Source organism: Mycolicibacterium litorale (genome assembly GCF_010731695.1).
In the GTDB taxonomy this organism is placed as follows: Bacteria; Actinomycetota; Actinomycetes; order Mycobacteriales; family Mycobacteriaceae; genus Mycobacterium; species Mycobacterium litorale.
On record NZ_AP022586.1, the window covers coordinates 2,419,760 to 2,443,288 of the forward strand.

Consider the following 23,529-nt stretch of genomic DNA (forward strand, 5'->3'; position numbering starts at 1 on the left):
CTCAATGGAGCCGTTTCTCCCACTGCCACAACGCCACCGAGATCGCGAACGAGATGGTGATCAGCAGCATGATCGTGGCCACCATCGATGGATAGTCGCCGTGGCTGTAGGACTGCAGCACCACCCGGCCCAGCCCGCGGCGGGTGGCGAAGAACTCCGAGAGCACCACGCCCACCACCGAGAGGCTGACGGCCAGCCGGATACCGGTCAGCAGCGGCCGCCGGATCGCCGGGAAGATGATGTGCACCAACGTCTGCCAGGCGTTCGCGCGCACCGACCGCGCGAGCTTCCAGTACACCCGCGGGATCTCCTGCACACCGGTGGAGACGTTGATCAGCACCGGGAAGAGCGCGAACAGCACACCCATCACGACCTTGGACCCGGAGAGGCTGAAGATCGGCAGCAGTACGGGATACAGCACGATCTTCGGGATGCCGTTGAGCATGATGATCAGCGGCTCGAACAGCGTTCGCAGCCACGCTGACAGACCCAACAGGAGCCCGATGCCGCCACCGACCGCGGTGCCGATCACGAACGCCAGGAACACCGCCTGAGCAGTCACCCGCAGATCGAACAGGTAGCTCGGGTCCGACAGGTTCTGCACGAGCACCGTGAACGTCTGCACCGGCGACGGGATGACGAAGGTCAGGCTGGACATGATCTCCCAGCCGATCACCACCACGACGGCCAGCGCGACCGCGCCGACGAACTGGTTGCTCAGTAGCGAGCGGATCCGATCGGACTTCGGTGCGGCGTCGCTGCGCGGCAGTGTGGCGGTCATGCCTTCCTCCCTCGCAGCAGGACCCGCTCGACGAGCGCGAGCAGCACCGTCAGGATCATCGACAGCGCCAGCACCACGGCGATGTAGGCGAACATCAGTGTGTTGTCGAAGATCTCGTAGAGGTACCGGATGCGGTAGCCGAGCCCGGCCTGGGCGGTGGTGAACTCCATGGCGATCGTGCCGATCAGCGCGTAGACCACCGCCAGGCGCAGCCCGGCGACGATGAACGGTCCGGCCGCCGGGATCGCGATGGCGAACAGGGTCTGGCGCGGCGAGGCCTTGAGCGACCGGGCCAGCTTCATGTACACCGGCGGCATCGTGTTCAGGCCGACGGCGGTGTTGAGCGCCATCGGGATCGCCGCCATGATCGTGGCCAGGATGATCACCGACATCGCGTTGATGCCGACCAGAACGATCATCACCGGATAGAACAGCACCAGCGGCACCGCGTAGAACGACACCAGGTAGGGCTCGAACACCCGGCCCACCAGAGGCAGCTTCCAGAACGTCAGACCCGCGGCGAAGCCGAGCAGGCTGCCCGCCACGATCGAGACGGCGACCTCCATGCCGGTGCGCCGGGCGTCCAGCCAGAACTGGGGGTCACCGAACAGGGCGGGCAGTTCCCCGAAGATCGTCGACGGAGCGGGCAGCACCCGCTCGCTCCACCACCCGGCGGCCGCGCCGATTTCGGCGAATACGAGGAACAGCGCGATGAGCGCGATCGTGGAGAGCACGCTGACCAGGGCGCCGCCCAGCTTGCGGGGACGGCGCGCGGTGCCGGGCTCGGTCGGATGCTGCTGCATGGTCTCGGTGGGCAGATCGTCTTCGGCCAGGTACGACGCCGTCATGTGGCCGCCGTCTCCTGCTGGCGGAACCCGCGCATCGACTCGGCCTGCAGCGACCCCCAGATGCGGTTGTGCAGTTCGTTGAAGCGGGGAGTCGACACCACACTGGCGTCCCGGTCGGCCGGCAGGTCGATGTCGACGACGTCGATGATCGAACCCGGCCGGTAGGACATCACCCACACCTGCTGCGACAGCAGGATCGCCTCGCTGATGTCGTGGGTGACGAACACGATCGTCTGGTGCGTGCGGGCCCAGATCTGCCGGACCTCCGCGCCGAGGAACAGCCGCGTCTGCTGGTCGAGCGCGGCGAACGGCTCGTCCATCAGCACCACTTCCGGCTGGACCGCCAGCGTGCGCGCGAGCGCGACGCGCTGCCGCATACCACCGGAAAGCTGTGAGGGATAGGACTTCTCGAACCCGCTGAGGCCGACGAGGTCGACGGCCTCCTTCGCCCGCTGGCGGCGCTGCGCCTTGGGGGTGCCGATCATCTCCATGGCGAAGCTGACGTTGTCCTCGACGGTGCGCCACGGCAGCGTCGAATCCTCCTGGAAGACAACGCCGATCTTGGGGTCCGGACCCGTCACCGTCTTACCGGCGACGCTGACGTGGCCGGTACTGGCCCGCTGCAGGCCGGCGATGACGGCCAGCAGCGTGGACTTGCCACAACCACTCGGCCCGACGATGGACACGAAGCTGCTGTGGGGCACGTCCTGGTCGATGCCGGTCACGGCGGTGACCTTGCCCGCCGGGGCGTCGAACACCACGGACACGCCTCGCATCTCGATGCCCTTGGATGTCGCGTTCACGAGTCTCCGATCGTGGTCAGGTGCGGTGGCGGTGTGTTCTCAGAACTCCGCGCGGGCGTCCTCGGGAAGGTACTGCTGATCGAGCACGGTGGCCCAGTCGACGGGCTCGGGAATCTGTCCGGCCGCGACCATGAGGTCGGACAGGTTCTTCAGGCCCTCGGGATCGACGGTCAGGGAGTAGCCCTTCTCGATGTCGGGGGTGTTGCGCAGCGCATCGATCATCACCTGCGGGCTGACCCCGACCAGCGGGCCGAGTTCGGCGCCGGCCTCGTCGGGGTTCTCGACCACCCATTTGTTGAGGCGGTCGGCGACGCGGAAGAAGGCCTTGACGTTCTCACCGTTGGCCTCGGCGTAATCGCCGTTGACCGCCACCAGATCGGCGGGCATGTCCCCGATGATGTCGCGCGACTTCACCAGGACCTCGGCCTTGTCGGTGGCCTGCTTGTCGGCGATGAAGGGCTGCATGGCCCATCCCGCGGTGATCTGTCCGGCCTTGGCGGCGGTCCAGTTGTCGCCCATCGGCCCGACGGCCTGGGCCTTGACCCCGAGCTTCTTCTCGAGTGCCTTGACGACCAGTTCGGTGGACGAACCCGCCGAGCTGAAGCCCAGCGTTGCGCCCTCGATCTTGCGCCCGGGCGGCGAGATCCAGGAGAAGTCGTTGACCTGGAACCACGGCGCGACGACCTTCAGGTTCGAATCGGCCTGCTTGGCGGCCAGCAGCACCGAGGTGTTGCCCGCGATGGCCATGTCGGCGTCACCGCTGGTGACGACGCGCATCGTGTTGCCGCCACCGCCGCCGGAGTAGAGGTCGACCTTCAGGCCTTCCTCCTCGAACCAGCCCTTGTCGATCCCGGCCTGCAGAATGGCCATGAAGGGCAGGCTGTCGACGCCGGTCGCCGAGATGCTCAACTCGTCAGTGCCCTGGGCGGCGGGTTCGGCGGATTCGTCCGCGCAGGCGGTGGCACCCATGAGGAGCGCACCGGCGGCGAGGAGGGCGGCAAAAGCTTTGGGGGACCAGATCATCGGACAACCTCCGGTAAACTGAATATTGGATACAGCATACGAACAGGTGTGATCTGGGTCAACATTTCACGCCCGTGGACCGGCGTGCCAATACGCCGGCCAGTTCGAGTCCCGCGGCGATTCCGACCATGGCGGCCGCGGCCGTCCATCGGGACCGACCTGATTCTCTCCGCGAATCGTCGTACCCGCGAGGCGGATTCGTCGTCCCGCCGCGCGGTGATCCGCTCTCCGGACTCACCGCCGCACCGTCGGCCGGTGTCAGCGTGCGCTTGAGCGGCGGCGGGGCGCCGGGCACCGGACTGCCCGGGGCAGGGTAGCGCGCCGCCGCGTCGGCAGGCTGGGTCACCGCGCGGATCCGTCCACGATCTCGGCGAAGGTGCGGATGGTGGGTGCGCGGCTCTGGCCGGGGCGGACGAACGGCACGATCGACACCTGGTCGACCCCGAGCGATTCGATCTCCTTGAGCCGCTGTGCGCACTCGGCGGGAGTGCCCGCCAGCGCGAACAGGTCGACGAGTTCGTCGGGCACCAGGTCGGCGTGCGACGCCTCGGTGTTCATGTGCTCGTAGTAGTTGTAGCTGTCGCGGATGCGGTCGATCGCCTTCTCCAGCGCGGGCTCCACCTTGGCGGGCAGCGGCCGGATCGCGACCCGGGAGACGTGCGCGCGCACCAGATCCCGCGCCTCGGTGCGGTCCTCGCTGATCGCGGTCGGCGTCCACAGCACGATGTGCAGGTCGTCGAGCGTGCGGCCGCTCTCCGCCGCTCCGGCTTCGATCGTCTTCAGCGCCGCTTCGATGAAATGCGGTGCGGTGCCGACCAACACGATGACACCGTCGGCGATGCGGCCCGACATGCGCAGGATCTTGGGCGCCGACGCGGCGATGTAGACCGGGATGTCCAGCGGCTCGGTGAGGTAGTTGAGGTGGAAGTCGGCCCCACTGGTCGCCTCCACCACCTTCTCGCCGCGGAACAGCGCGCGCAGCTGACGGATCGACTCCTCCAGCTCGGCGAGCTTCTGCGGTTTGAGACCCATGGTGCGCAGCGACGAGTCGCCGGTGCCGATGCCCAGGGCGACCCGCCCGCCGGTGAACTCGGCCAGCGTCGCCCAGGTCGACGCCAGCAGCGACGGGTGGCGGGTGACGGCATTGGTGACCCCGGTTCCGAACACGATGCGTTCGGTGCCGACGGCGGCCGCCCCCATCACCGTCGAGGACTCCCGCCAGATGTTCTGCGAGTCGCCGAACCACACGTTGTCGTAGCCGAGCGATTCGCACAACTGCACGTATTCGCACATGGCCCCGACGGGTTCGGTCGGGAAGAGACCGACTCCCTTGCTCAACACCTGCTCGACCTCCTACGGTTGGATATCGTATCCAATCGTAGGGTGGCCGTCCCGCCCCCACAACCGGAACGGGCGAACTCGTTCGAGAAGAGGAGATGCACGTGCGACTCGTCAACGAGTTCTCGGTGAACGCGCCGCTCGAGACGGCGTGGGCGACGCTGACCGACATCCCCAAGGTGGTCGAATGCATCCCCGGCGCCGGACTGGACCGCCGCGACGGGGACGACTACCACGCCAGTGTGGCGGTGAAGGTGGGTCCGGTCGGGTTGACGCTCGCCGGCACGGCCACCGTGGTCAGCCGCCGCGACGACGCCCACGAGATGGTGGTCCGGGGCCACGCCCGCGACCGCAAGGGCAACGGATCGGCGGAGGCGACGGTCACGATGGTGGCCCGCGACTCGGCCACCGCCGGCCATTCCGACGTCACGGTCGTCACCGACCTCGAATTGGGCGGGCGCATCGCGCAATTCGGCAGCGGCGTCATCTCCCAGGTGAGCAACCGGATCCTCGGCCAGTTCGTCAAACGGTTGAACGCGCTGATCACCGGAGGCTCCGAGGACCGGGCACCGGCCGCCGCGCGGCGGCCCGCACCGGCCGACGGGCGACCGCTGACGTCGGACAGCGCGTCCCTGGTGCTGACCATGCTGGCCGGTGTGCTGCTCGGGTTGGCGCTCGGGCGGACGGCGCAACGGCTGCGTTGACCTCAGCGGTCGACCGCGGCGACCAGTTCGAGTTCGACGCAGGCGCCGCCCGGGAGCGATGCCACACCGATCGCCGTGCGGGCATGCGCACCGCGGTCGGCCCCGAACACCTCGATCAGAAGTTCTGACGCTCCGTCGACGACCACCGGATGCGCGTCGAAATCCGTTGTCCCGCGGACATACCCGCGCAGGTGGACCAGGCCACGCACCGCGCCGAGCCCGGCCGCGGCTTCGACCGCACCGAGGAGGTTCAGCGCGGCCAGCCGGGCCTGTTCGGCGGCGTCGCCGACCGTCACGTCGGCGCCGACCACGCCGCGCAGGCTCGGCGCATCGGGTCTGCGCGCGGTGGCTCCGGAGACCCACAGCTGGTCACCGCACCACCGGTACGGGATGTAAGCACCCTTCGGCGGCGGCGGTGCGGGCAGCTCCAGACCCAGCTCCGCCAGCCGGTCTCGCGGCGTCACGACTGCCGGGCGGCTTCCTCCCGGGCGAACACCTCGTTGAGGTGGTCGACGGCATGCGAGCGGTGCTGGTGGTTGATCGCCACGGCCTTCTCGACGTCACGGGCCACCATCGCCTCGACGAACAGCACGTGCTCGCTGTTGACCTTCTCCAGGTCCATCAGGTGCGCGTAGAGCGGGCGGTACGCGTCGGCGGTGTTCCACAGCTGGGTCACCAGCCGCCTGGTACGGGCCATCCGGCTCACCTCGAACGGCAGGAAGTGGAACCGGCGGTTGGCCACCCCGACGGCGATCAGATCGCCCACCGCGGCGGCGCGGTCCATCTCGGCCATCTCCGCGCGCATCGCGTCGACGACCTCGTCGGTCAGCCGTGGCATGGCATCGCGGATCAGTTCCTCTTCGAGGATGTCGCGCAGCCGGAAGACCTCGAGCAGATCCTCCAGACCGAGCTTGGCCACCCGGTACCCGCTGTGCGGGACGTAGGTGATGTACTCCTCGGCCTCCAGCGTCTTGAGCGCCTCGCGGACCGGGATCCGGGACATGCCGAACTGCTCGGCCAGCGTCTCCTGGACGATCCAGCTGCCCGGTGCGAGCTTGCCGGTGGTGATGTCGCGGCGCAGCGCCTCGGCCACCGCTTGCTGCGCCGTTTTCGGCCGCACGAAGTCCGCGCGCGGCGCCGCACCCGCGTCGGTGCCGACGGGGGTGCGCTTGGTCGCGGTGCGCGGTGGCATGGGGACTCCCTTTCGCCGATATTGGATACTCTATGCGACCGGCGCGGGGGCGGCCAGTGCCGCGCGCTACACCAGGTCAATGGCTTCGGCGATGGACGGCAGCACCCGGCTGGGCCGGAACGGGTAACGCTCGACGTCCTCGATGGTCGTCGATCCGGTCAACACGAGGATCGTGTCCAGACCCGCCTCGATGCCGGCGACCACGTCGGTGTCCATCCGGTCTCCCACCATGACGGTGCTCTCGGAGTGGGCCTCGATGCGATTGAGCGCGCTGCGGAACATCATGGGATTGGGTTTGCCGACGAAGTAGGGCTCCCGGCCGGTGGCCTTGGTGATCATCGCGGCCACCGACCCGGTCGCGGGCAACGGCCCTTCCCCGGACGGGCCGGTCACGTCGGGGTTGGTGGCGATGAACCGGGCGCCGCCGAGGATCAACCGGACCGCCTTGGTGATCGCCTCGAACGAGTAGGTCCGCGTCTCCCCCAGCACCACGAAATCCGGTCCCACATCGGTCAGCGTGTATCCGGCTTCGTGCAGCGCGGTGGTCAGGCCCGCCTCGCCGATGACGTAGGCCGACCCGCCCGGCAGTTGATCGGCGAGGAAGGTCGCGGTCGCCAGCGCCGATGTCCAGATCGACTCCTCCGGCACGATCAGCCCCGAACGCGCCAGCCGGGCGGCCAGGTCGCGCGGGGTGAAGATCGAGTTGTTGGTCAGGACCAGGAAGGGCCGCTCCCGTTCGACGAGGCGGGCGAGGAACTCCGCGGCCCCGGGCAGCGCATGTTCTTCGCGGACGAGGACGCCGTCCATGTCGGTGAGCCAGCATTTGGCATTCGAACGCACGGCTTCAGTCTGTCAACTGTCCTGCGGGTACACCCGTCAATCGTCGATGCCGGCGCCGCGTGGCGGCCGGCCGCGGATAAGGTCGGCGGGGTGAGCGAGCCCGGCCGTGTCCCTCCCGATCTGACCCTCCACAACTGGCAGACCGCCCCCCACCTGCACTGGGCGTTCCAGCACCTGGCCGATTTCCTGCCCACGGCGCGGATCTCCCGGGGCGACGGGCCGGTCGCCGAACTACCGCCACGAGCCGTCGCGCTGTCCGACATCCCGTTACCCGGCGCGGCGAGCGTGGGCGAGGTGATGGACGCGACGGCCACCGACGGTTGGATCGTCACCCGCCACGGCGAGGTCCTCGAGGAGCGGTATCCGAGCGGAATGCTCCCCGACACCCCGCATCTGCTGATGTCGGTCAGCAAGACCCTCATCGCGACGGTGGCGGGCGCGTTGGTCGGGCAGGGCGCCCTGGTGCCCGACACCCCGGTGACGAACTACGTTCCGGCGCTGGCGAACTCGGGCTATGCCGGGGCGACCGTCCGGCACCTGCTCGACATGCGTTCGGGCATCGGGTTTTCCGAGGAGTACCTCGATCCGCTGGCCGAGGTGCGACTGCTCGAGCAGGCGATCGGCTGGGCGCCGCGCACCGTGCCCGACCTGCCCGACACCATGTACGGCTTCCTGCTGACCCTGCGTCAGGCGGGTCCGCACGGCGGCCCCTTCGATTACCGCTCCTGCGAGACCGACGTGCTCGGGTGGGTGTGCGAGGCCGCCGCCGGAGAGCGCATGCCCGCGCTGATGTCCGAACTGCTGTGGAGCCGTATCGGAGCGCAGACCGACGCGGTGATCGGCGTCGACCGCGAGGGCACCGGGATGTTCGACGGCGGCATCAACGCCTGCCTGCGCGATCTGGTCCGAGTCGGCACGTTGTTCGTGACCGACGGTGTCTCGCTCACCGGCCGGGAGGTGGTGGAACCCTCGTGGATCGCCGACACCCTGGCCGGCGGGGCGGACTCCCGCGCCGCGTTCGCCGCGGGCCGCGACACCGCGCGCTTTCCCGGCGGCATGTACCGCAACAAGTGCTGGCTGCCCTATCCCGGCGACGACGTGGTGCTGTGCCTGGGCATCCACGGCCAGATGATCTACGTGAACCGGCCGGCCGGAATGGTCGCCGCCAAACTGTCCAGCTGGGCCCTCCCCGAAGAGAACGACAAACTCATGGCCACGATCGCGGCGTTCGACGCGATCGCCGCCGAATTGAGGTGAGGATTGCGGTGAGCGCCTACTCGGGCAGCCGCAGTTCGGGTTTCTCCACCTCTTCGATGTTCACGTCCTTGAACGTGATGACCCGCACCTGTTTGACGAACCGGGCGGGCCGGTACATGTCCCAGACCCAGGCGTCGGCCAGCCGCAACTCGAAGTACACCTCGCCGTTGGCGTTGCGCGGCACCATCTCCACGCTGTTGGCCAGGTAGAAGCGGCGCTCGGTCTCCACCACGTAGCTGAACTGCCCGACGATGTCCTTGTACTCCCGGTACAGCGACAGCTCCATCTCGGTTTCGTACTTCTCGAGATCCTCGGCGCTCATCAGTGCTGCTGTCCTTCACGTCGGTATGGCACGGCCGGTGGCTCCTCGTGCGAGCGGCTCATCGCAATCCTCCCCCTACCCGAGTTCACAGTGCTGCCCGGGTTCAGCGTCGGTCAACGCCACGGCCACCTGCGGGGTACCCGCAGGAACCAGTCGCCGCACGTTGATGAACGAATAACGGTGCTGCGGACACGGGCCGAGCTCGGCGAGCGCGGCCGTGTGCGCGGGCGTGCTGTAGCCCTTGTGCTCGGCGAAGCCGTAGCCGGGATGTTCCTGCTCCATCGCCACCATCAACCGGTCGCGGCTCACCTTGGCCAGCACGCTGGCCGCGGCGATACAGGCCGCAGCCGCATCGCCGCCGACGACCGGCAGTGACGGCATCGGCAGCCCCGGCACCCGGAACCCGTCGGACAGCACGTAACCCGGTCGCAGCGAGAGGCCCGCGACCGCCCGCCGCATGCCTTCGATGTTGGCCACGTGTACACCGCGCCGGTCGACTTCCTCCGACGGGATGAACACCACGTGGTAGGCGAGCGCATAGCGGCGGATCAAGGGGAACAGCCGCTCGCGCTCCTTCTCGCCCAGCTTCTTCGAATCGTCGAGCGCGGCGAGGCTCTCCAACCGGTTCGGGCCCAGGACACACGCCGCGACCACGAGCGGGCCCGCGCAGGCACCGCGGCCCACCTCGTCCACGCCGGCCACCGGACCGAGCCCGCTGCGATACAGCGCGGACTCCAGCGTGCGAAGACCGGACGCTTTACGGATCACCGTGCGGGGCGGCCATGACGCCGGCAAGCTCAAGCCCTCCGCTCTTCGCGCAAGCGGTCACAGCAGGCCCCCGGCTGTTCGCGCAAGCGGCTCATCGCGATCTCCTACTGCGAGTTCGTCCTACTGGGTCGTATCGGCGGCAGTCTGCGGATCGACCGAGCCCACCCCGCCCCATCGCGACGGCGGCCAGGCGATGAACCGCGCCTTACCGATCACATTGTCCACCGGAATCGTGCCCGCTTCCGGGTCGCCGGTGCACAGCAGGCCGCGCTGGGCGTCCCCCGGCAGGTTCGTGCAGTGTGCGCGGGAGTCGGCCGAATGGGTGCGGTTGTCGCCCATCACCCACAGCTTGCCCTCGGGCACGGTGACCGGCCCGAACTCGTTGCCCAGGCAGGGGTACACGGCGGGGTCGGCCATCATCGTCTGCGGATCCAGATACGGCTCGTCGAGCCGCTTGCCGTTGACGGTCAGCCCGGTGGCCGCCCGGCATTCGACGGTCTGTCCGCCGACCGCGATGACCCGCTTGACGAGGTCGTTCTCGTCGGGCGGGACGAACCCGACCACCGACAGCGCGTTCTGCACGAAGCGCAGCGCGGGATTGTCCGAACGGATCGACTTGTAGCCGATGTTCCAGTTGGGCGGACCCTTGAACACGATCACGTCGCCGGGCTCCGGTTCGGAGAACCGGTAGGTGACCTTGTCGACCATGATGCGGTCGCCGACGCAGCCCGGACACCCGTGCAGCGTGGGCTCCATCGACTCCGACGGAATCAGGTAGGGCCGCGCGACGAACGTCAGCATCACGTAGTACAGGACGATCGCGATGGTGACCAGGATGGCCAGTTCCCGCAGGGCGGAATGCTTGCGGCCGGGCTTGTCGGCCTGCTCGCCGTCCGGGTCGGCGGCGGAATGCACCTTGCCGACGGTGTCCTCGGGCGTCGACTCGGCGCTATCGGTCACGGCTACAGACTAGCCAGCGGACCGACCGACGCCGTGTCAGCGCCGGCGCGGGTCAGCGCTTCTCCTTGATCTTGGCCTTCTTGCCGCGCAGCTCGCGCAGGTAGTACAGCTTCGCGCGGCGGACGTCGCCGCGGGTGACGACGTCGATGTGATCGATGTTGGGCGAATGCACGGGGAAGGTGCGCTCCACGCCGACGCCGTAGCTCTCCTTGCGGACCGTGAAGGTCTCGCGGATGCCCCCGCCCTGTCGGCGGATGACGACACCCTTGAAGACCTGGATGCGCTCCTTCGAGCCCTCGATGACCTTCACGTGCACATTGACGGTGTCGCCGGGGCCGAAAGCCGGGATGTCGTCGCGCAGCGACGCCTGATCGACGAAGTCCAGCGTGTTCATCGGTGACACTTCCTTGTTGCTTGCGGCGTGGGCAGGCTGTCACGGACAGCGCGTGCCGAGCCGGTGGGTACGGACGCTTTCGGGGCGTATCTCGCAGCGGACCGCAGGGCTGTACCCCACGTCCTGCGCGGACAACTGCTCAATTGTGCCAGACGGGCACCGGTCCAGTGAAATCGCGCCTCGGGACACCGGTCGGCGCCGGTCGTGCTGATCGGCGCCCGCGCGGGGTACACGTTAGGCTGGACTCACCGATTCGCGGCGCCCGGGTGCGCCGAATCGTTTCCCGCCGAAGGCGCCCACCAGCATTCGAGAAGGAGACATATGCGACGGCCGTCGGGGCTGTGGACGGCTACCGCCGCGACGATGGTCGCGGCAGTCGTCGTCTCGGGATGCGAAGCGCGCGTGTACGGCACGCCGCCGATTGCCGATGGACCACACCTCACCGTCGTCGCACCGCAGGGCACGCTGGCCCCGCTGCCGGAGGCCCCGCCCGACCAGCCGCCCACATCGTTCGTCGGGCTCGACGACCGGGCACGGCTGGCCACCGACCAGGCGGCCGAGGCGGGGGCCGACATCACCCTGCTCATCAAGGACCGCAACACCGGCCAGCTGGTGTCGAACGGAAATGGCCGCGGCATCGCCATCGCCTCGGTGGTGAAGCTGTTCATCGCCGACGACCTGCTGTTCAGCGGTAAGCCGCTGTCCCCCGAGGACCTCAAGTCCTTCCAGTCGATGCTGCGCAGCTCCGATGACAGCGCGGCCGAGGTGTTCTGGAACCGCGGTGGCGGCAGCTCCATCGTCACCCGCGTCGCACAGCGTTACGGGCTTGCCGGCACCCGTCCCCCCGGCAACGGCCGCTGGTGGAACACCATCAGTACGGCGGCGGACCTGGTGCGGTTCTACGACATGATGCTGTCCGGAGCGGGCGGCCTGCCGCGCGACAAGGCCGAGATGATCGTCAGCAATCTGGCCGCCTCCACACCCAACGGGATCGACGGCACCCAGCCCGGCGGGATCTACCCGCAGCGCTTCGGCATCCCCGAGGGTCTGCCCGCGGTGCCGGTGGCGGTCAAACAGGGCTGGATGAACGTCATCGGCAATGAATGGATGCATCTGTCGACCGGCCTCATCGGCGCCGACCGCCGCTACATCATGGTCATCGGATCCGATCAGCCCGCCAGTGCCGCCAACGCCCGCGCCACCATCACCCAGGCCGTCAAGACGATGTTCCCGGACGGCCGGATCTAGCTGTCGGACAACAGGTCCGGGCGCCGTTCCCGGGTCCGCGCGAGCGACTGTTCGTGGCGCCACGCCGCAACCTTCGCGTGATCGCCCGACAGCAGCACCGCGGGCACGTCCAGTCCTCGCCAACTCGGCGGCCGCGTGTAACTCGGCCCCTCCAGCAGCCCCGCCGAATGCGAGTCGTCGGCGTGGGAGTCGGGATTGCCGAGCACCTCGGGCAGCAGCCGCACCACCGCCTCGACCATCACCAGCGTCGCCGACTCACCTCCGGTGAGCACGTAGTCGCCGATCGAGACCTCGGCCACCCGCATCCGCCGGGCGGCGTCGTCCGCGACCCGCTGGTCGATGCCCTCGTACCGCCCGCAGGCGAAGACCAGATGCTGTTCGGTGCTCCACCGTCGGGCCGTGGCCTGGTCGAACAGGCGCCCCGCGGGGGTCGGCACCACCAGGAGCGTGTCGGCGGTGCACAGATCGTCGAGCGCGGCACCCCACACGGGGGCCTTCATGACCATGCCGGGTCCGCCACCGTAGGGCGAATCGTCGACCGAGCGGTGCACGTCGTGGGTCCAGTCGCGCAGGTCGTGCACGCCCAGCTGAACACGGCCCGACTCGATCGCCTTGCCGGGCAACGACTCTCGCAGCGGGTCGAGATAGCGCGGGAAGATCGTGACGACGTCGATGCGCACAGCTGGGTACCCGCTATTCCAGATCCAGCAGACCCTCGGGTGGATCGATCTCCACCAGGCCCTCGGTGAGCGACACCCGCGGCACCATCGCGGTGACGAACGGCACGAGGACCTCGGCTCCCTGGGGGGTCTTGACCGACAGCAGTTCACCCGCCGCGGTGTGCAGCACCTCGGCCACGGTGCCGATCTCCGCACCGTCGACGGTGCGCACCCGCAGACCTTCGAGCTGGTGGTCGTAGAACTCGTCGGGATCCTCGATCGGCGGCAACGACTCGGTGTCGACGAGGAAGATCGTCCCGCGCAGCGCGTCGGCGCCGGTCCGGTCGGAAACCCCGTCGATGCGGACCAGCAGCCGGCCGCCGTGCGGGCGGACCGATTCGATGACGAGGCGGCGTTCGGCGCCGCCCTTCGGAGCGCGGCCCCGCAGCTCCGCACCGGGAACGAACCGCGCCTCGGGTTCGTCGGTGCGGACCTCCACCACCAGTTCACCGGTGACGCCGTGTGCCTTGACGACCCGCCCGACTACGAGGTCCATGACCGTTGTTCGTTCGCTACTGGTCGGTGTCCACCACGTCGACGCGGATACCCCGTCCGCCGATGCCGGCGACCAGGGTGCGCAGCGCCGTCGCAGTGCGACCGCCGCGGCCGATGACCTTGCCGAGGTCGTCGGGGTGCACATGCACCTCGACCGTGCGCCCGCGGCGGTTGGTCACCATGTCCACCCGCACATCGTCGGGATTGTCGACGATCCCGCGGACGAGGTGTTCGACAGCGTCGACGACGACTGAACTCACCGCGGCACTCAGCTCTCGGCGGAGTCAGCAGCCGTGGCGCCGGCGATGGTGGCGTCTTCGCCCTCAGCGGCGGGCTCGGACTTGTCGGCCGAACCGGACGGATCGGCGGTCGCCTCGATGTCGGAAGCCGCCTTCTTGGCCGGAGCCTTCTTCTTCTTCGGCTGGGTGGCCTCGGTGCTGGGCCCACCCTCGGCCTCCGCCAGGGCGGCGTTGAACAGATCCAGCTTGCTGGGCTTGGGCTCCTTGACCTTCAGCGTGCCTTCGGCGCCCGGCAGACCCTTGAACTTCTGCCAGTCGCCGGTGATCTTGAGCAGCTGCAGCACCGGTTCGGTGGGCTGGGCACCGACGCCGAGCCAGTACTGGGCGCGCTCCGAGTTCAGCTCGATCAGGCTCGGCTCTTCCTTCGGGTGGTAACGGCCGATGACCTCGATGGAGCGGCCGTCGCGGCGGGTGCGCGCGTCGGCGACGACGATGCGGTACTGGGGGTTGCGGATCTTGCCCAGACGGGTCAGCTTGATCTTCACAGCCATGGTGAAACGATTCTCCTCAGGGGTTGCCACGCTGCAATTCGGCGAGCGGGCGGATTGCCCGATCCGGTTTTGCCTCGCGTGTGTGACCACCGCGCGGCCGGAGTCGCGGGCGGACAGCCGACCATTGTGCCAGACCGGCGCCTCCGCCCGGAAATCGCTCGACCGGGCACACTCGAGGCCATGACCTCACTTCGGCAGCGACTCCTGACCACCATCGCCGGCCAACTCGGCCGTCCGCACGGAACCCTCGGCGGAGTCGTCGCCGGCGCACTGAACCGCGGCAACGGGCAGGCGATCGCGACGGCAGTGGCCGCGGCGCAGGTCCCCACGGGCGGCGTCGCCGCCGACATCGGGTTCGGCGGCGGTGCCGGGCTGCGCCTGCTCGTCGACGCCGTCGGGACCGGCGGGACCGTCTACGGCGTCGAGATCTCCGACGACATGCTCGACCGGGCACGGCGGTCCTTCCGGGGTGACCTCGACAGCGACCGGTTGCGACTGGTCGAAGGATCGCTCACGGCATTGCCGCTCGAGGACGCCTCGCTCGACGCCGCGATCACCGTCAACACCGTGTACTTCCTCGACGACCTCGACGCCGTGTGCGCCGAACTGGCGCGGGTGCTCAAGCCGGCCGGGCGGGTGGCCGTCGGGGTGGGCGACCCCGACGCCATGCGGGCGCTGCCGATGACGCCGTACGGATTCCGGCTGCGGCCGGTCGCCGACATCGTCGCCGCACTCGAGCGGGCGGGGTTCGCCGTCGACGTGGAGACCAGGACCGACGGGCGGATGCCGCGCCACACGATCACCGGCCGGCGCGGCGACTGACGGTCACACCAGCTTGTCGAAGCACTTCTCCTCGACGCGACGAGCCATCCGCCACCCGTCGGCGGTGCGGACGAACTCGTCGACGTACCAGATCCCGACGAAGTAGACCTGCCCGGTCTCACCGCCCATCACCATCGGGTTGAAGCAGATGGCCCGCGACGTCGCCGTGTCACCGGAGATCCTGACATCGAAATTGCCCACCAGGTGCGAATACGCCGGGAAGTTGGGCAGCACCTCGGCCAGCCACTTCTTCACTTCGGGGTAGCTGCCCTCGACGCCGCCGGTGGCGCGGTAGTCGATGTGGGCGTCCGGGGTGAACACCCGGTCGAGGTCGTCGAACCGGCGCTGGTCGATCGCCGAGGAGTAGTCGACCATCAACTGCTGGATCTCCAGCCGGTCCGAGATTTCCGCGAGGCTCAGCATGACCTGATTGAACCCGATTAAGCTCCCGCCATGCACAGGCTCGTCATTCTGTTCGTCGCCATGCTGGCCGCGCTGGCCGTCACCGTCGCCCCGGTCGCCAGCGCGGACATCGACATCCAGCCGGTCGGGTCGGTGCCGATCCCCGCCGGTCCGGCCGAGGCGTGGATCGTCGCGGACATGGACACCGGGCAGGTGCTCGCGGGCCGCAACGACAACGTCCGCTACGCCCCGGCCAGCACGATCAAGACGCTTCTGGCCCAGGTCGTCCTCGACGAGGTGCCGCTGGACGCCACGATCGTCGCCGACGAGGCGGACACCCGGGTCGAGTGCAACTGCGCCGGGGTGGCGCCCGGGCGCTCGTACACCGCACGTCAACTGCTCGAGGGGCTGCTGCTGGTATCGGGCAACGACGCGGCCAACACGCTGGCGCGCATGCTCGGCGGCACCGACGTCGCGGTGGCGAAGATGAACGCCAAGGCGGCCGCACTGGGCGCCCACGCCACCAACGTGGTCACCCCGTCCGGCCTCGACGGGCCCGGCATGCCGTTCTGGTCCACGCCGCACGACCTCGCGGTCATCTTCCGGGCCGCGATGGCCGAGCCGGTCTTCGCGCAGATCACCGCGATGCCGTCCACGGTGTTCCCGACCAAGACCGGTGACGCCGTGCTGGTCAACCAGGACGAGCTGTTGCACCGCTATCCCGGCGCGATCGGAGGCAAGACCGGTTTCACCGACATCGCGCGCAAGACCTTCGTCGGCGCGGCCCAGCGCGACGGCCGCCGGCTGGTCGTGGCGCTGATGCACGGGTTGGTCAAGGAGGGCGGCCCCACGTACTGGGATCAGGCGGGTGCCCTGCTGGACTGGGGCTTCGCACTGGACCGCACCGCCAACGTCGGGACGCTGTGACCGGTCGCCAAACCGGATGACATTGACCCGCAACGATTTCGAGACCGTTCCGACGCATAGCCGGGGTTAGGCTCTGCGGCCATGGCCTGGTCGCGTGCGCGGATGTGGTCGCGCACGCTGGTCGCCGGCTGCGCGCTCACCCTGGTGTCGGCACTGTCGGTGGCACTGCCGACGCGAGCCGTCGCGCAACCGCAACCGGCCGGCACCGTCGCCCTTCCCCAGGGTCCGGCGCAGGCGTGGCTGCTCGCTGACCTCGACTCGGGCCGGGTCCTGGCCAGCCGCAACCCGTACGAGCCGCATGCGCCTGCGAGCACCATCAAGGTGCTGCTGGCGATGGTCGTGCTCGACCACCTCTCCCCCGACAACTTCGCTCGCGCCAACGCATCCCACACCCAGGTCGAATGCTCCTGCGTCGGGCTCAAACCCGGCCAGGCCTACACCACCCGCCAGCTGCTGGCGGCGCTGTTGATGGTGTCGGGCAACGATGCGGCCAACATGCTCGCCGACATGCTGGGCGGCCAGCGCGCCGCGGTCGCAGCGATGAACCGCAAAGCCGCACTCGTCGGCGCGAAAGCGACCAGGGCCTCGTCGCCGTCCGGCCTCGACGGGCCGGGATGGGAGTCGATCACCACACCGCACGATCTGGCTCTGATGTTGCGGGCCGCGCTGCAGTACCCACTGATCGCGCAGATCATGCGGTCCCCGTCGGCGTCGTTCCCGGGGAAGACGCTCACCAACCAGAACGAGTTGCTGAGCCGCTACCCCGGCGACATCGCAGGCAAGACCGGTTACACCAACCTCGCCCGCAAGACGTATATCGGTGCGGCACAACGTGGCAACCGCCGCCTCGCCGTGGTGCAGATGTACGGCACCGGGGATCTGTACGGCCAGGCGATCGGGTTGTTCGACTACGGCTTCGCTCAGCCCTAGGACGCGCTTCGCGACGGCAGCCCCGGTCAGGGCCCACCTTTCCAGTGTTCGATGCGGTTGTGATCGGGCGTGAAGCCGTGTTCGACGCCCCACAACACGGCCTGGGTGCGGCTCGCCACCCCGATCTTGCGGTAAATGGTGCGGATGTACGACTTGATCGTGTTCGGGCTCAGATACGTCAACGCCGCGACGTCGGCGTTGCTCTTGCCCTGGGTGATGAGGGCCAGGATCTCGGACTCCCGGTCACTGAGTCCCTCGCCCCGGCCGGGCCAGTCGAGTCCGACCGGGCCACGGGCCCGCGGCGGGACGTCGCTGATGACGGTCTCGCCGGCGTGCACCGCCTCCAGCGCCGCGACCAGTTCTCGCGCAGGCAGCGTCTTGGACAGGTAGCCGTCGGCACCTTTCTGCCGGGCGCTGGCGATGAGATCAGGGTGAAAGTTCCACGTGTACACCACGACTCGGCGAGCCCGCGGATTGGCGACCAGGACGGCGATCTCGTCGTGATCGGACTCGGGTTGGGCGAACGAGTCGTAGAGGACGATATCGACCGCGTCCTCCAAACCCATGTTGGCGTCGATCTCCGCCACGACGACGCGGTCGCGGTACCGATCGAACATGTTGGCCACGCCCATCAGCACGACGTCGTAATCGTCGACGAGCGCGACGGTGATCGGCTGATGGGGCGGCGGCGCCATGACTGCAGACTACCTACCTAGGGGTGTACCGCCACCCCCCTAAGGGGTGTGGAATGACTTCAGTGCCGGGAGACCACCCGACCGTCCGGATCGAAGCGCCCGTCGGCGCTCACCCTGAAAGGCTTCCAGCCATGATCGGACTCATCATCAGCCTCCTCGTCATCGGACTCATCGCCGGCGCCCTTGCCCGCCTGCTGGTTCCGGGCAAGCAGAACCTGTCGATCCCGATGACCATCGCACTCGGGGTCGTCGGTTCGTTCGTCGGCGGACTGCTCGGATACCTGCTGTTCCACAAGGACGGTGCGGAGGGGTTCTTCCAGCCGTCCGGCATCATCGGCTCCGTCGTCGGAGCTGTCATCGTTCTGGTGATCTGGCTGCGTGTCGGGGGTCGCAGATCGGTCCGCTCCCGGTAGGCCCACGCGGGCGCAGCAGAGGGATGCGATGGAGATGAGTGACGAACCAGTGTACGGGACAACGCATCTCAGTGATGGGCGCGTTCCCTCGCATGGTGACGGCTTGGCGGTCGAGCAGAGCTGGGTGCGGCGGACCGTGGTGCTCACGGTTTCGGGTGACCTCGACATGCTGACCGCTCCTACGCTGGCCGAAGCAATCCGGTCCGCAGCCCGACATGCGCCCACCGCGCTGATCGTGGACCTGTCCACGGTGCAGTTCCTGGCGTCAGCGGGGATGACCCTGCTGGTCACCACACAGGAAGAGCTTGCACCGTCGATCCGATTCGGTGTCGTCGCCGACGGCCCCGCTACCAGTCGGCCGCTGAGACTGGTCGGGGTGGACCGGTTCGTGACCCTGTACCGGACCCTCCCCGATGCCCTTGTCGCCGTCGCCGAGCGATGAGATCGACCGCCGGGTGCCGGACGGGCCCTCGACGGAGGCCCCCACGGCTCGAGCCATCGAAGTAAGGTCGCCCTAACTTGATGGAGGGAGCGATCGATGACCGGCCGACCGGACTTCTCGCTGATCGTCGGCTTCGGCACCGACATGGGCAATGCCGAGGACGCCGCGATGACGTTCGCCGAGGACTGCCAGGCCGTGGGCATCGACGCCGAGGCGATCGAACTCAACCAGGTCGAGATGGCCGACCTGCGGGCCGCGTCACACTTCGCGGTGGTCACCTCGACGTTCGGTGACGGCGAGTTCCCCGACAACGCCACGCTGTTCTGGGAGGCGATCAGCGCCGAGACCGCCCCGTTGGATCACCTGAGCTTCGCGGTCCTCGCGCTCGGCGACACCGGCTACGACCTGTTCTGCAACGCCGGAAAGCTGCTCGACGAACGCCTGGAGGCCCTCGGCGCGACGCGGATGGTCGAGCGCGTGGACGTCGACGGCTCCTACGTGCAACCCGCCAAGGCGTGGACCACCGACGTCCTCAAACTGCTGCAGGCCGCGCACGGCGACCAGGGCGCGCCCGCGCCGGACGCCGTCGTCGAGCCGGCTGCGCGGGAACGCCACCTGCCCGTCGACACGCACCTCACCGTCAACCGAGTGCTCACCGCCGCCGACTCCGACAAAGAGGTCCGCCACTACGAGATCGACCTCACCGGCTCTGGAATCGCCTACACCGCAGGCGATTCCCTTGCCGTGCACGCCAAGAACGACCCCGAGCTGGTCGACGCGATCCTCACCGCACTCGGCGCCCGCAGCGACCAGGCGGTCGCCGACCGCGACGAACCGCTGGGCACGCTGCTCACCGAACACCTCGAGATCCGCGCACCGTCGCGGGCCCTGCAGGCCCTGGTCGCCACGAGAACCCGCGACGCGGACGCCGCGGCGGCCCTGCGCGCCGAGGCCACCCCGACGCCCGGTGACTGGTTGTACGGGAGGGACGTCCTCGACCTGCTCCGGCTCGCCGACCTGAGCGTCGACGAGGTCGTCGACACGTTGCGCCCGTTGCAGTTTCGCGACTACTCGATCGCGTCGAGTCCGGTGGTCCACCCCGGCAGCGCGCACCTGACCGTGGCCACGGTCCGCTACACCTCGGGCGACCGCCGCCACGGCGGCGTGGCCTCGACGTTCCTGGCCGACCGCGGCCGGTCCCTGCGGGTGCACCTGCGGCCCAACCACGCCTTCCGGCTGCCCGCGGCCGACGTGCCGATCGTCATGGTCGGGCCCGGCACCGGTATCGCCCCCTTCCGCGGCTTCCTGCAGGAGCGTCAGGCCACCGCCGCGCCCGGGCGGTCGTGGCTGTTCTTCGGGGACCGCCACCGCGCGACGCACTACCTCTACGGCGATGAACTCGAGGGCTTCGCCGATTGCGGGACACTGACCAGGCTCGATCTGGCGTTCTCACGGGACCAGGCGGCGAAACACTATGTGCAGCACCGGATGCGGGACAACGCGGCGGAACTCTTCGCATGGCTGCAGGACGGCGCGCACATCTACGTGTGCGGCGACGCCGACCGGATGGCCAAAGACGTCGACCGAGCCCTGCACGAGATCGTCGCCGAGTGCGGCGGGTTGGACGCCGACGCGGCGCACGCGTACGTCAACGACCTGATCAAGACCCACCGCTACGTACGCGACGTGTACTAGCGGAACACCTTGCCGCCCAGGATCACCAGCGCCGGCTGGTTGACGACGGCCGCCCCGCGGCGCGGGTCGTCGGCGTAACAGACCAGATCGGCGGGGGCGCCGTCGACCAGGCCGGACCGTCCCAGCCAGTCGCGCGCATGCCAGCAGGCCGCGCCGAGTGCGTCGGTCGGGCTCATCCCGATGCCGCGCAGGGCGTCGATCTCGTCGCCGATGCGGCCGTGGGCGATGGTGCTGCCCGCGTCGGTGCCGGCGTAGATCGGGACGCCGGCCTCGCGGGCGGCCGCCACCCGCGGATAGGACCGCTGGTACAGATCGCGCATGTGGGCGGCGTAGGTGGGGTACTTGACCGCCTGCTCGGCGATGCCCGGGAAGTTCTCGAGGTTGATCAGCGTCGGGACCAGCGCGGTTCCGTGCTCCACCATGAGCTCGATGGTGTCGTCGGTCAGCCCCGTGCCGTGTTCGATGCAGTCGATACCGGCGTTGATCAGGCCCGGCAGCGCATCCTCGCCGAAGACGTGCGCGGTCACCCGGGCGCCGTTGGCGTGCGCGGCGTCGATGGCGCTCTTGAGGATCTCGTCGTCCCACAGCGGGGCCAGATCCCCGATCGACCGGTCGATCCAGTCGCCGACCAGCTTCACCCAGCCGTCACCGCGGCGCGCCTGCTCGGCGACGATGTCGGGCAGCTGCGTCTCGTCCTCCACGTCGACGGCGTAGCCCGCGATGTAGCGCTTGGGCTTGGCGACGTGGCGCCCGGCGCGGATGATGCGCGGCAGATCCTCGCGCTCGTCGAGGCTGCGGGTGTCCGTGGGTGATCCGCAGTCCCGCAACAGCAGGGCGCCCACCTGGCGCTCGGTCTCGGCCTGGGCCGCCGCCTCCTCGAGGCTCACCGCACCGCCGGGCACCGGGCCCAGCCCGACGTGGCAGTGCGCGTCGACCAGACCGGGCACGATCCAGCCGCCGTCCCAGACGGTAACGGCGTCGCGGACCGGTTCGGCCCGCAGGGACCCGCTGTGCCGACCCTCTTCGGGCGAGCCCTCATCGACGATCCACCACTCGACGGGTTCCTCGTCGGGCAGGCCGCGGCCCCGCACGTGCAGTGCGGGCATCAGTTCTTGGGGAACTTCAGCTTGCTCAGATCGAAGTCGGCCAGTCCGGGCGGCAGCTCGTCGAGCCCCTTGGGCATCTGCGACAGGTCCGGGAAACCGGCGGGCATCCCCGGCACCCCCGGCATGCCCGCACCGAGCGGATTGCGGTTCTTCGGCGGCGTCGGCCCGCGGCCGGCCTTCTTGCCCTTCTTGCCCTTGCCCTTGGCCTGTTTGCGGGTGTTCTTGCGCCCGAACGGCATTCCCATCTGGCCGGCCATCTGCGACATCATCTTGCGGGCCTCGAAGAACCGGTCGACGAGCTGGTTGACCTCCGACACGGTCACCCCGGATCCGTTGGCGATCCGCAGCCGCCGCGAGGCGTTGATGATCTTCGGATCGGCGCGTTCGGCCGGGGTCATCCCGCGGATGATGGCCTGTACGCGGTCGAGCTGACGGTCGTCGACGGCGGCCAGCGCATCCTTCATCTGACCCGCGCCGGGCAGCATGCCGAGCAGGTTGCCGATCGGGCCCATCTTGCGGATCGCCAGCATCTGCTCGAGGAAGTCCTCGAGGGTGAGCTCACCGCTGCCGATCTTGGCGGCGGCCGCTTCGGCCTGCTGGGCGTCGAAGACCTGTTCGGCCTGTTCGATCAGTGTCAGGACATCGCCCATGCCGAGGATGCGGCTGGCCATCCGGTCGGGGTGGAAGACGTCGAAGTCTTCGAGCTTCTCACCGGCGGAGGCGAACAGGATCGGCACGCCGGTGACCTCGCGGACCGACAGCGCGGCGCCACCGCGCGCGTCGCCGTCGAGTTTGGTCAGCACGACGCCGGTGAAGCCGACGCCCTCGCGGAACGCCTCGGCGGTGGTGACCGCGTCCTGACCGATCATGGCGTCGAGGACGAACAGCACCTCGTCGGGGTCGACGGCGTCGCGGATCGCCGCCGCCTGCGCCATCAGTTCCTCGTCGATGCCGAGGCGGCCGGCGGTGTCGACGATCACGACGTCGAAGTGCTTGGCCTTGGCCTCGGCGAGGCCGGCCGCGGCGACGGCGACGGGGTCGGCGGTCCCCTTCACCTCCGCCGCACCCGGTGCGGTGCCCGGGTGCGGGGCGAACACCGACACCCCGGCGCGCTCGCCGACGATCTGGAGCTGGTTGACCGCGCCGGGACGCTGCAGGTCACACGCCACCAGCAGTGGGGTGTGACCCTGGCCGCGCAGCCACTTCGCGAGCTTGCCCGCCAGCGTGGTCTTACCGGAACCCTGCAGGCCCGCGAGCATGATGACCGTGGGCGGGGTCTTCGCGAACGCCAGCGTGCGGGTCTGGCCGCCGAGGATGCCGACGAGCTCCTCGTTGACGATCTTGACGACCTGCTGGGCCGGGTTCAGCGCGGCGGATACCTCGGCGCCCTTGGCGCGCTCCTTGATGCGTGCGACGAACGCGCGCACCACCGGCAGGGATACGTCGGCCTCCAGCAGCGCGAGCCGGATCTCCCGGGTCGTGGCGTCGATGTCGGCATCGGTCAGCCGGCCTTTGTTGCGCAGCCCCTGCAGGGCACCGGTCAACCGGTCGGACAAGGATTCGAACACGGTCTCAACCCTAACTGTCAAGCGCAACTTCCCTGCGAGCGGACTCG

30 protein-coding genes are annotated in these 23,529 nt (G+C 69.0%); 9 read left to right on the forward strand and 21 right to left on the reverse strand.

The annotated features are described in order from the left end of the window. Position 1: 1 nt before the first annotated feature. From G6N30_RS11410 to G6N30_RS11435, 6 genes are read right to left on the reverse strand one after another with little or no spacing between them, the layout of a single operon-like run. Positions 2 to 781 carry an ABC transporter permease gene (locus tag G6N30_RS11410; protein ID WP_134052848.1) on the reverse strand — a complete coding sequence of 260 codons (780 nt, stop codon included), beginning with the start codon at positions 779 to 781 and terminating at the stop codon, positions 2 to 4. Continuing rightward, complete coding sequence (locus G6N30_RS11415) at positions 778 to 1,629, reverse strand: ABC transporter permease (protein ID WP_134052850.1); 852 nt, start codon at positions 1,627 to 1,629, stop codon at positions 778 to 780. The genes G6N30_RS11410 and G6N30_RS11415 overlap by 4 nt, the downstream gene beginning before the upstream one ends. After that, on the reverse strand, positions 1,626 to 2,432 hold the full coding sequence (locus tag G6N30_RS11420; protein WP_234880104.1) for an ABC transporter ATP-binding protein: 807 nt from the start codon (positions 2,430 to 2,432) through the stop codon (positions 1,626 to 1,628). The genes G6N30_RS11415 and G6N30_RS11420 overlap by 4 nt, the downstream gene beginning before the upstream one ends. 39 nt (positions 2,433 to 2,471) lie before the next feature. Beyond that, entirely contained in the window at positions 2,472 to 3,455 is a 984-nt protein-coding gene (locus G6N30_RS11425; RefSeq protein ID WP_134052852.1) for an ABC transporter substrate-binding protein, read from the reverse strand. Between the two features lie 58 nt (positions 3,456 to 3,513). Then, positions 3,514 to 3,801 (reverse strand): hypothetical protein, encoded by a 288-nt coding sequence (locus G6N30_RS11430; RefSeq protein ID WP_134052854.1) that lies wholly within the window; start codon positions 3,799 to 3,801, stop codon positions 3,514 to 3,516. Then, positions 3,798 to 4,796 carry an LLM class flavin-dependent oxidoreductase gene (locus tag G6N30_RS11435; RefSeq protein WP_179965579.1) on the reverse strand — a complete coding sequence of 333 codons (999 nt, stop codon included), beginning with the start codon at positions 4,794 to 4,796 and terminating at the stop codon, positions 3,798 to 3,800. The genes G6N30_RS11430 and G6N30_RS11435 overlap by 4 nt, the downstream gene beginning before the upstream one ends. A gap of 95 nt (positions 4,797 to 4,891) precedes the next feature. Here G6N30_RS11435 and G6N30_RS11440 point away from each other — a divergent pair, with 95 nt between their 5' ends. Then, positions 4,892 to 5,497 carry an SRPBCC family protein gene (locus G6N30_RS11440; RefSeq protein WP_234880105.1) on the forward strand — a complete coding sequence of 202 codons (606 nt, stop codon included), beginning with the start codon at positions 4,892 to 4,894 and terminating at the stop codon, positions 5,495 to 5,497. 2 nt (positions 5,498 to 5,499) lie between these two features. Here the strand turns inward: G6N30_RS11440 and G6N30_RS11445 are convergent, their stop codons facing one another. The 3 genes from G6N30_RS11445 to G6N30_RS11455 form a co-directional block, all read right to left on the reverse strand. Further along, positions 5,500 to 5,961, reverse strand: coding sequence for a RidA family protein (locus tag G6N30_RS11445; RefSeq protein WP_134052856.1), 462 nt, complete (start codon positions 5,959 to 5,961; stop codon positions 5,500 to 5,502). Then, the gene (locus G6N30_RS11450; protein WP_134052858.1) at positions 5,958 to 6,689 is read right to left on the reverse strand and encodes a GntR family transcriptional regulator; all 732 of its coding nucleotides are present in this window, start codon (positions 6,687 to 6,689) and stop codon (positions 5,958 to 5,960) included. The genes G6N30_RS11445 and G6N30_RS11450 overlap by 4 nt, the downstream gene beginning before the upstream one ends. Before the next feature lie 66 nt (positions 6,690 to 6,755). Further along, a complete protein-coding gene (locus tag G6N30_RS11455; protein ID WP_134052860.1) occupies positions 6,756 to 7,529 on the reverse strand; it encodes an HAD-IIA family hydrolase in 774 nt (257 codons plus the stop codon). A 90-nt stretch (positions 7,530 to 7,619) separates the two neighbouring features. On the opposite strand from G6N30_RS11455, the gene G6N30_RS11460 reads away from it, so the two are divergent. Further along, positions 7,620 to 8,786: a serine hydrolase domain-containing protein gene (locus tag G6N30_RS11460; RefSeq protein ID WP_234880106.1), complete on the forward strand. Its 1,167-nt coding sequence runs from the start codon at positions 7,620 to 7,622 to the stop codon at positions 8,784 to 8,786. 16 nt (positions 8,787 to 8,802) lie between these two features. Here the strand turns inward: G6N30_RS11460 and G6N30_RS11465 are convergent, their stop codons facing one another. The 4 genes from G6N30_RS11465 to rplS all read right to left on the reverse strand — a co-directional run bounded on the left by G6N30_RS11465 (position 8,803) and on the right by rplS (position 11,230). Beyond that, entirely contained in the window at positions 8,803 to 9,108 is a 306-nt protein-coding gene (locus G6N30_RS11465; protein WP_011559372.1) for a DUF2469 domain-containing protein, read from the reverse strand. A gap of 75 nt (positions 9,109 to 9,183) precedes the next feature. Then, positions 9,184 to 9,903, reverse strand: a complete 720-nt coding sequence (locus G6N30_RS11470) for a ribonuclease HII (RefSeq protein WP_134055179.1) — start codon at positions 9,901 to 9,903, stop codon at positions 9,184 to 9,186. A 93-nt stretch (positions 9,904 to 9,996) separates the two neighbouring features. Continuing rightward, positions 9,997 to 10,836, reverse strand: a complete 840-nt coding sequence (lepB, locus tag G6N30_RS11475) for a signal peptidase I (protein WP_134052864.1) — start codon at positions 10,834 to 10,836, stop codon at positions 9,997 to 9,999. Between the two features lie 52 nt (positions 10,837 to 10,888). Beyond that, positions 10,889 to 11,230, reverse strand: a complete 342-nt coding sequence (gene rplS, locus G6N30_RS11480) for a 50S ribosomal protein L19 (RefSeq protein ID WP_059093674.1) — start codon at positions 11,228 to 11,230, stop codon at positions 10,889 to 10,891. 321 nt (positions 11,231 to 11,551) lie between these two features. On the opposite strand from rplS, the gene G6N30_RS11485 reads away from it, so the two are divergent. Next, a complete protein-coding gene (locus G6N30_RS11485; protein WP_134052866.1) occupies positions 11,552 to 12,478 on the forward strand; it encodes a serine hydrolase in 927 nt (308 codons plus the stop codon). Here the strand turns inward: G6N30_RS11485 and trmD are convergent. The 4 genes from trmD to rpsP are packed head-to-tail and all read right to left on the reverse strand — an operon-like array spanning position 12,475 to position 14,482. Then, positions 12,475 to 13,158 (reverse strand): tRNA (guanosine(37)-N1)-methyltransferase TrmD, encoded by a 684-nt coding sequence (gene trmD / locus G6N30_RS11490; protein ID WP_134052868.1) that lies wholly within the window; start codon positions 13,156 to 13,158, stop codon positions 12,475 to 12,477. The two genes, G6N30_RS11485 and trmD, sit on opposite strands and share 4 nt — an antisense overlap. A 13-nt stretch (positions 13,159 to 13,171) precedes the next feature. Further along, positions 13,172 to 13,693, reverse strand: coding sequence for a ribosome maturation factor RimM (gene rimM / locus G6N30_RS11495; RefSeq protein ID WP_134052870.1), 522 nt, complete (start codon positions 13,691 to 13,693; stop codon positions 13,172 to 13,174). Between the two features lie 16 nt (positions 13,694 to 13,709). Then, complete coding sequence (locus tag G6N30_RS11500; protein WP_003928628.1) at positions 13,710 to 13,952, reverse strand: RNA-binding protein; 243 nt, start codon at positions 13,950 to 13,952, stop codon at positions 13,710 to 13,712. An 8-nt stretch (positions 13,953 to 13,960) separates the two neighbouring features. Beyond that, positions 13,961 to 14,482, reverse strand: a complete 522-nt coding sequence (gene rpsP, locus G6N30_RS11505) for a 30S ribosomal protein S16 (RefSeq protein WP_134052872.1) — start codon at positions 14,480 to 14,482, stop codon at positions 13,961 to 13,963. A 180-nt stretch (positions 14,483 to 14,662) separates the two neighbouring features. Here rpsP and G6N30_RS11510 point away from each other — a divergent pair, with 180 nt between their 5' ends. After that, positions 14,663 to 15,304 (forward strand): class I SAM-dependent methyltransferase, encoded by a 642-nt coding sequence (locus G6N30_RS11510; RefSeq protein ID WP_134052874.1) that lies wholly within the window; start codon positions 14,663 to 14,665, stop codon positions 15,302 to 15,304. A 3-nt stretch (positions 15,305 to 15,307) separates the two neighbouring features. Here the strand turns inward: G6N30_RS11510 and G6N30_RS11515 are convergent, their stop codons facing one another. Continuing rightward, a complete protein-coding gene (locus G6N30_RS11515) occupies positions 15,308 to 15,727 on the reverse strand; it encodes a nuclear transport factor 2 family protein (protein ID WP_134052875.1) in 420 nt (139 codons plus the stop codon). Between the two features lie 30 nt (positions 15,728 to 15,757). Here G6N30_RS11515 and G6N30_RS11520 point away from each other — a divergent pair, with 30 nt between their 5' ends. Beyond that, on the forward strand, positions 15,758 to 16,633 hold the full coding sequence (locus G6N30_RS11520; RefSeq protein ID WP_134052877.1) for a D-alanyl-D-alanine carboxypeptidase family protein: 876 nt from the start codon (positions 15,758 to 15,760) through the stop codon (positions 16,631 to 16,633). 102 nt (positions 16,634 to 16,735) lie between these two features. Then, positions 16,736 to 17,563: a D-alanyl-D-alanine carboxypeptidase family protein gene (locus G6N30_RS11525; RefSeq protein WP_134055181.1), complete on the forward strand. Its 828-nt coding sequence runs from the start codon at positions 16,736 to 16,738 to the stop codon at positions 17,561 to 17,563. A gap of 26 nt (positions 17,564 to 17,589) precedes the next feature. On the opposite strand, the gene G6N30_RS11530 is transcribed toward G6N30_RS11525, so the two are convergent. After that, positions 17,590 to 18,258 carry a response regulator transcription factor gene (locus tag G6N30_RS11530; protein WP_134052879.1) on the reverse strand — a complete coding sequence of 223 codons (669 nt, stop codon included), beginning with the start codon at positions 18,256 to 18,258 and terminating at the stop codon, positions 17,590 to 17,592. Positions 18,259 to 18,389: 131 nt separating this feature from the next. On the opposite strand from G6N30_RS11530, the gene G6N30_RS11535 reads away from it, so the two are divergent. The 3 genes from G6N30_RS11535 to G6N30_RS11545 all read left to right on the forward strand — a co-directional run bounded on the left by G6N30_RS11535 (position 18,390) and on the right by G6N30_RS11545 (position 20,808). Next, positions 18,390 to 18,671 carry a GlsB/YeaQ/YmgE family stress response membrane protein gene (locus tag G6N30_RS11535; RefSeq protein ID WP_134052881.1) on the forward strand — a complete coding sequence of 94 codons (282 nt, stop codon included), beginning with the start codon at positions 18,390 to 18,392 and terminating at the stop codon, positions 18,669 to 18,671. 103 nt (positions 18,672 to 18,774) lie between these two features. Next, the gene (locus G6N30_RS11540) at positions 18,775 to 19,113 is read left to right on the forward strand and encodes an STAS domain-containing protein (RefSeq protein WP_234880107.1); all 339 of its coding nucleotides are present in this window, start codon (positions 18,775 to 18,777) and stop codon (positions 19,111 to 19,113) included. A gap of 96 nt (positions 19,114 to 19,209) precedes the next feature. After that, positions 19,210 to 20,808: a diflavin oxidoreductase gene (locus tag G6N30_RS11545; RefSeq protein WP_134052885.1), complete on the forward strand. Its 1,599-nt coding sequence runs from the start codon at positions 19,210 to 19,212 to the stop codon at positions 20,806 to 20,808. Here the strand turns inward: G6N30_RS11545 and G6N30_RS11550 are convergent. Together G6N30_RS11550 and ffh are read right to left on the reverse strand one after the other, a co-directional pair. Beyond that, positions 20,805 to 21,914, reverse strand: coding sequence for an amidohydrolase family protein (locus tag G6N30_RS11550; RefSeq protein ID WP_134052887.1), 1,110 nt, complete (start codon positions 21,912 to 21,914; stop codon positions 20,805 to 20,807). The two genes, G6N30_RS11545 and G6N30_RS11550, sit on opposite strands and share 4 nt — an antisense overlap. Continuing rightward, complete coding sequence (ffh, locus tag G6N30_RS11555; RefSeq protein ID WP_134052889.1) at positions 21,914 to 23,482, reverse strand: signal recognition particle protein; 1,569 nt, start codon at positions 23,480 to 23,482, stop codon at positions 21,914 to 21,916. The genes G6N30_RS11550 and ffh overlap by 1 nt, the downstream gene beginning before the upstream one ends. Positions 23,483 to 23,529: the final 47 nt, after the last annotated feature.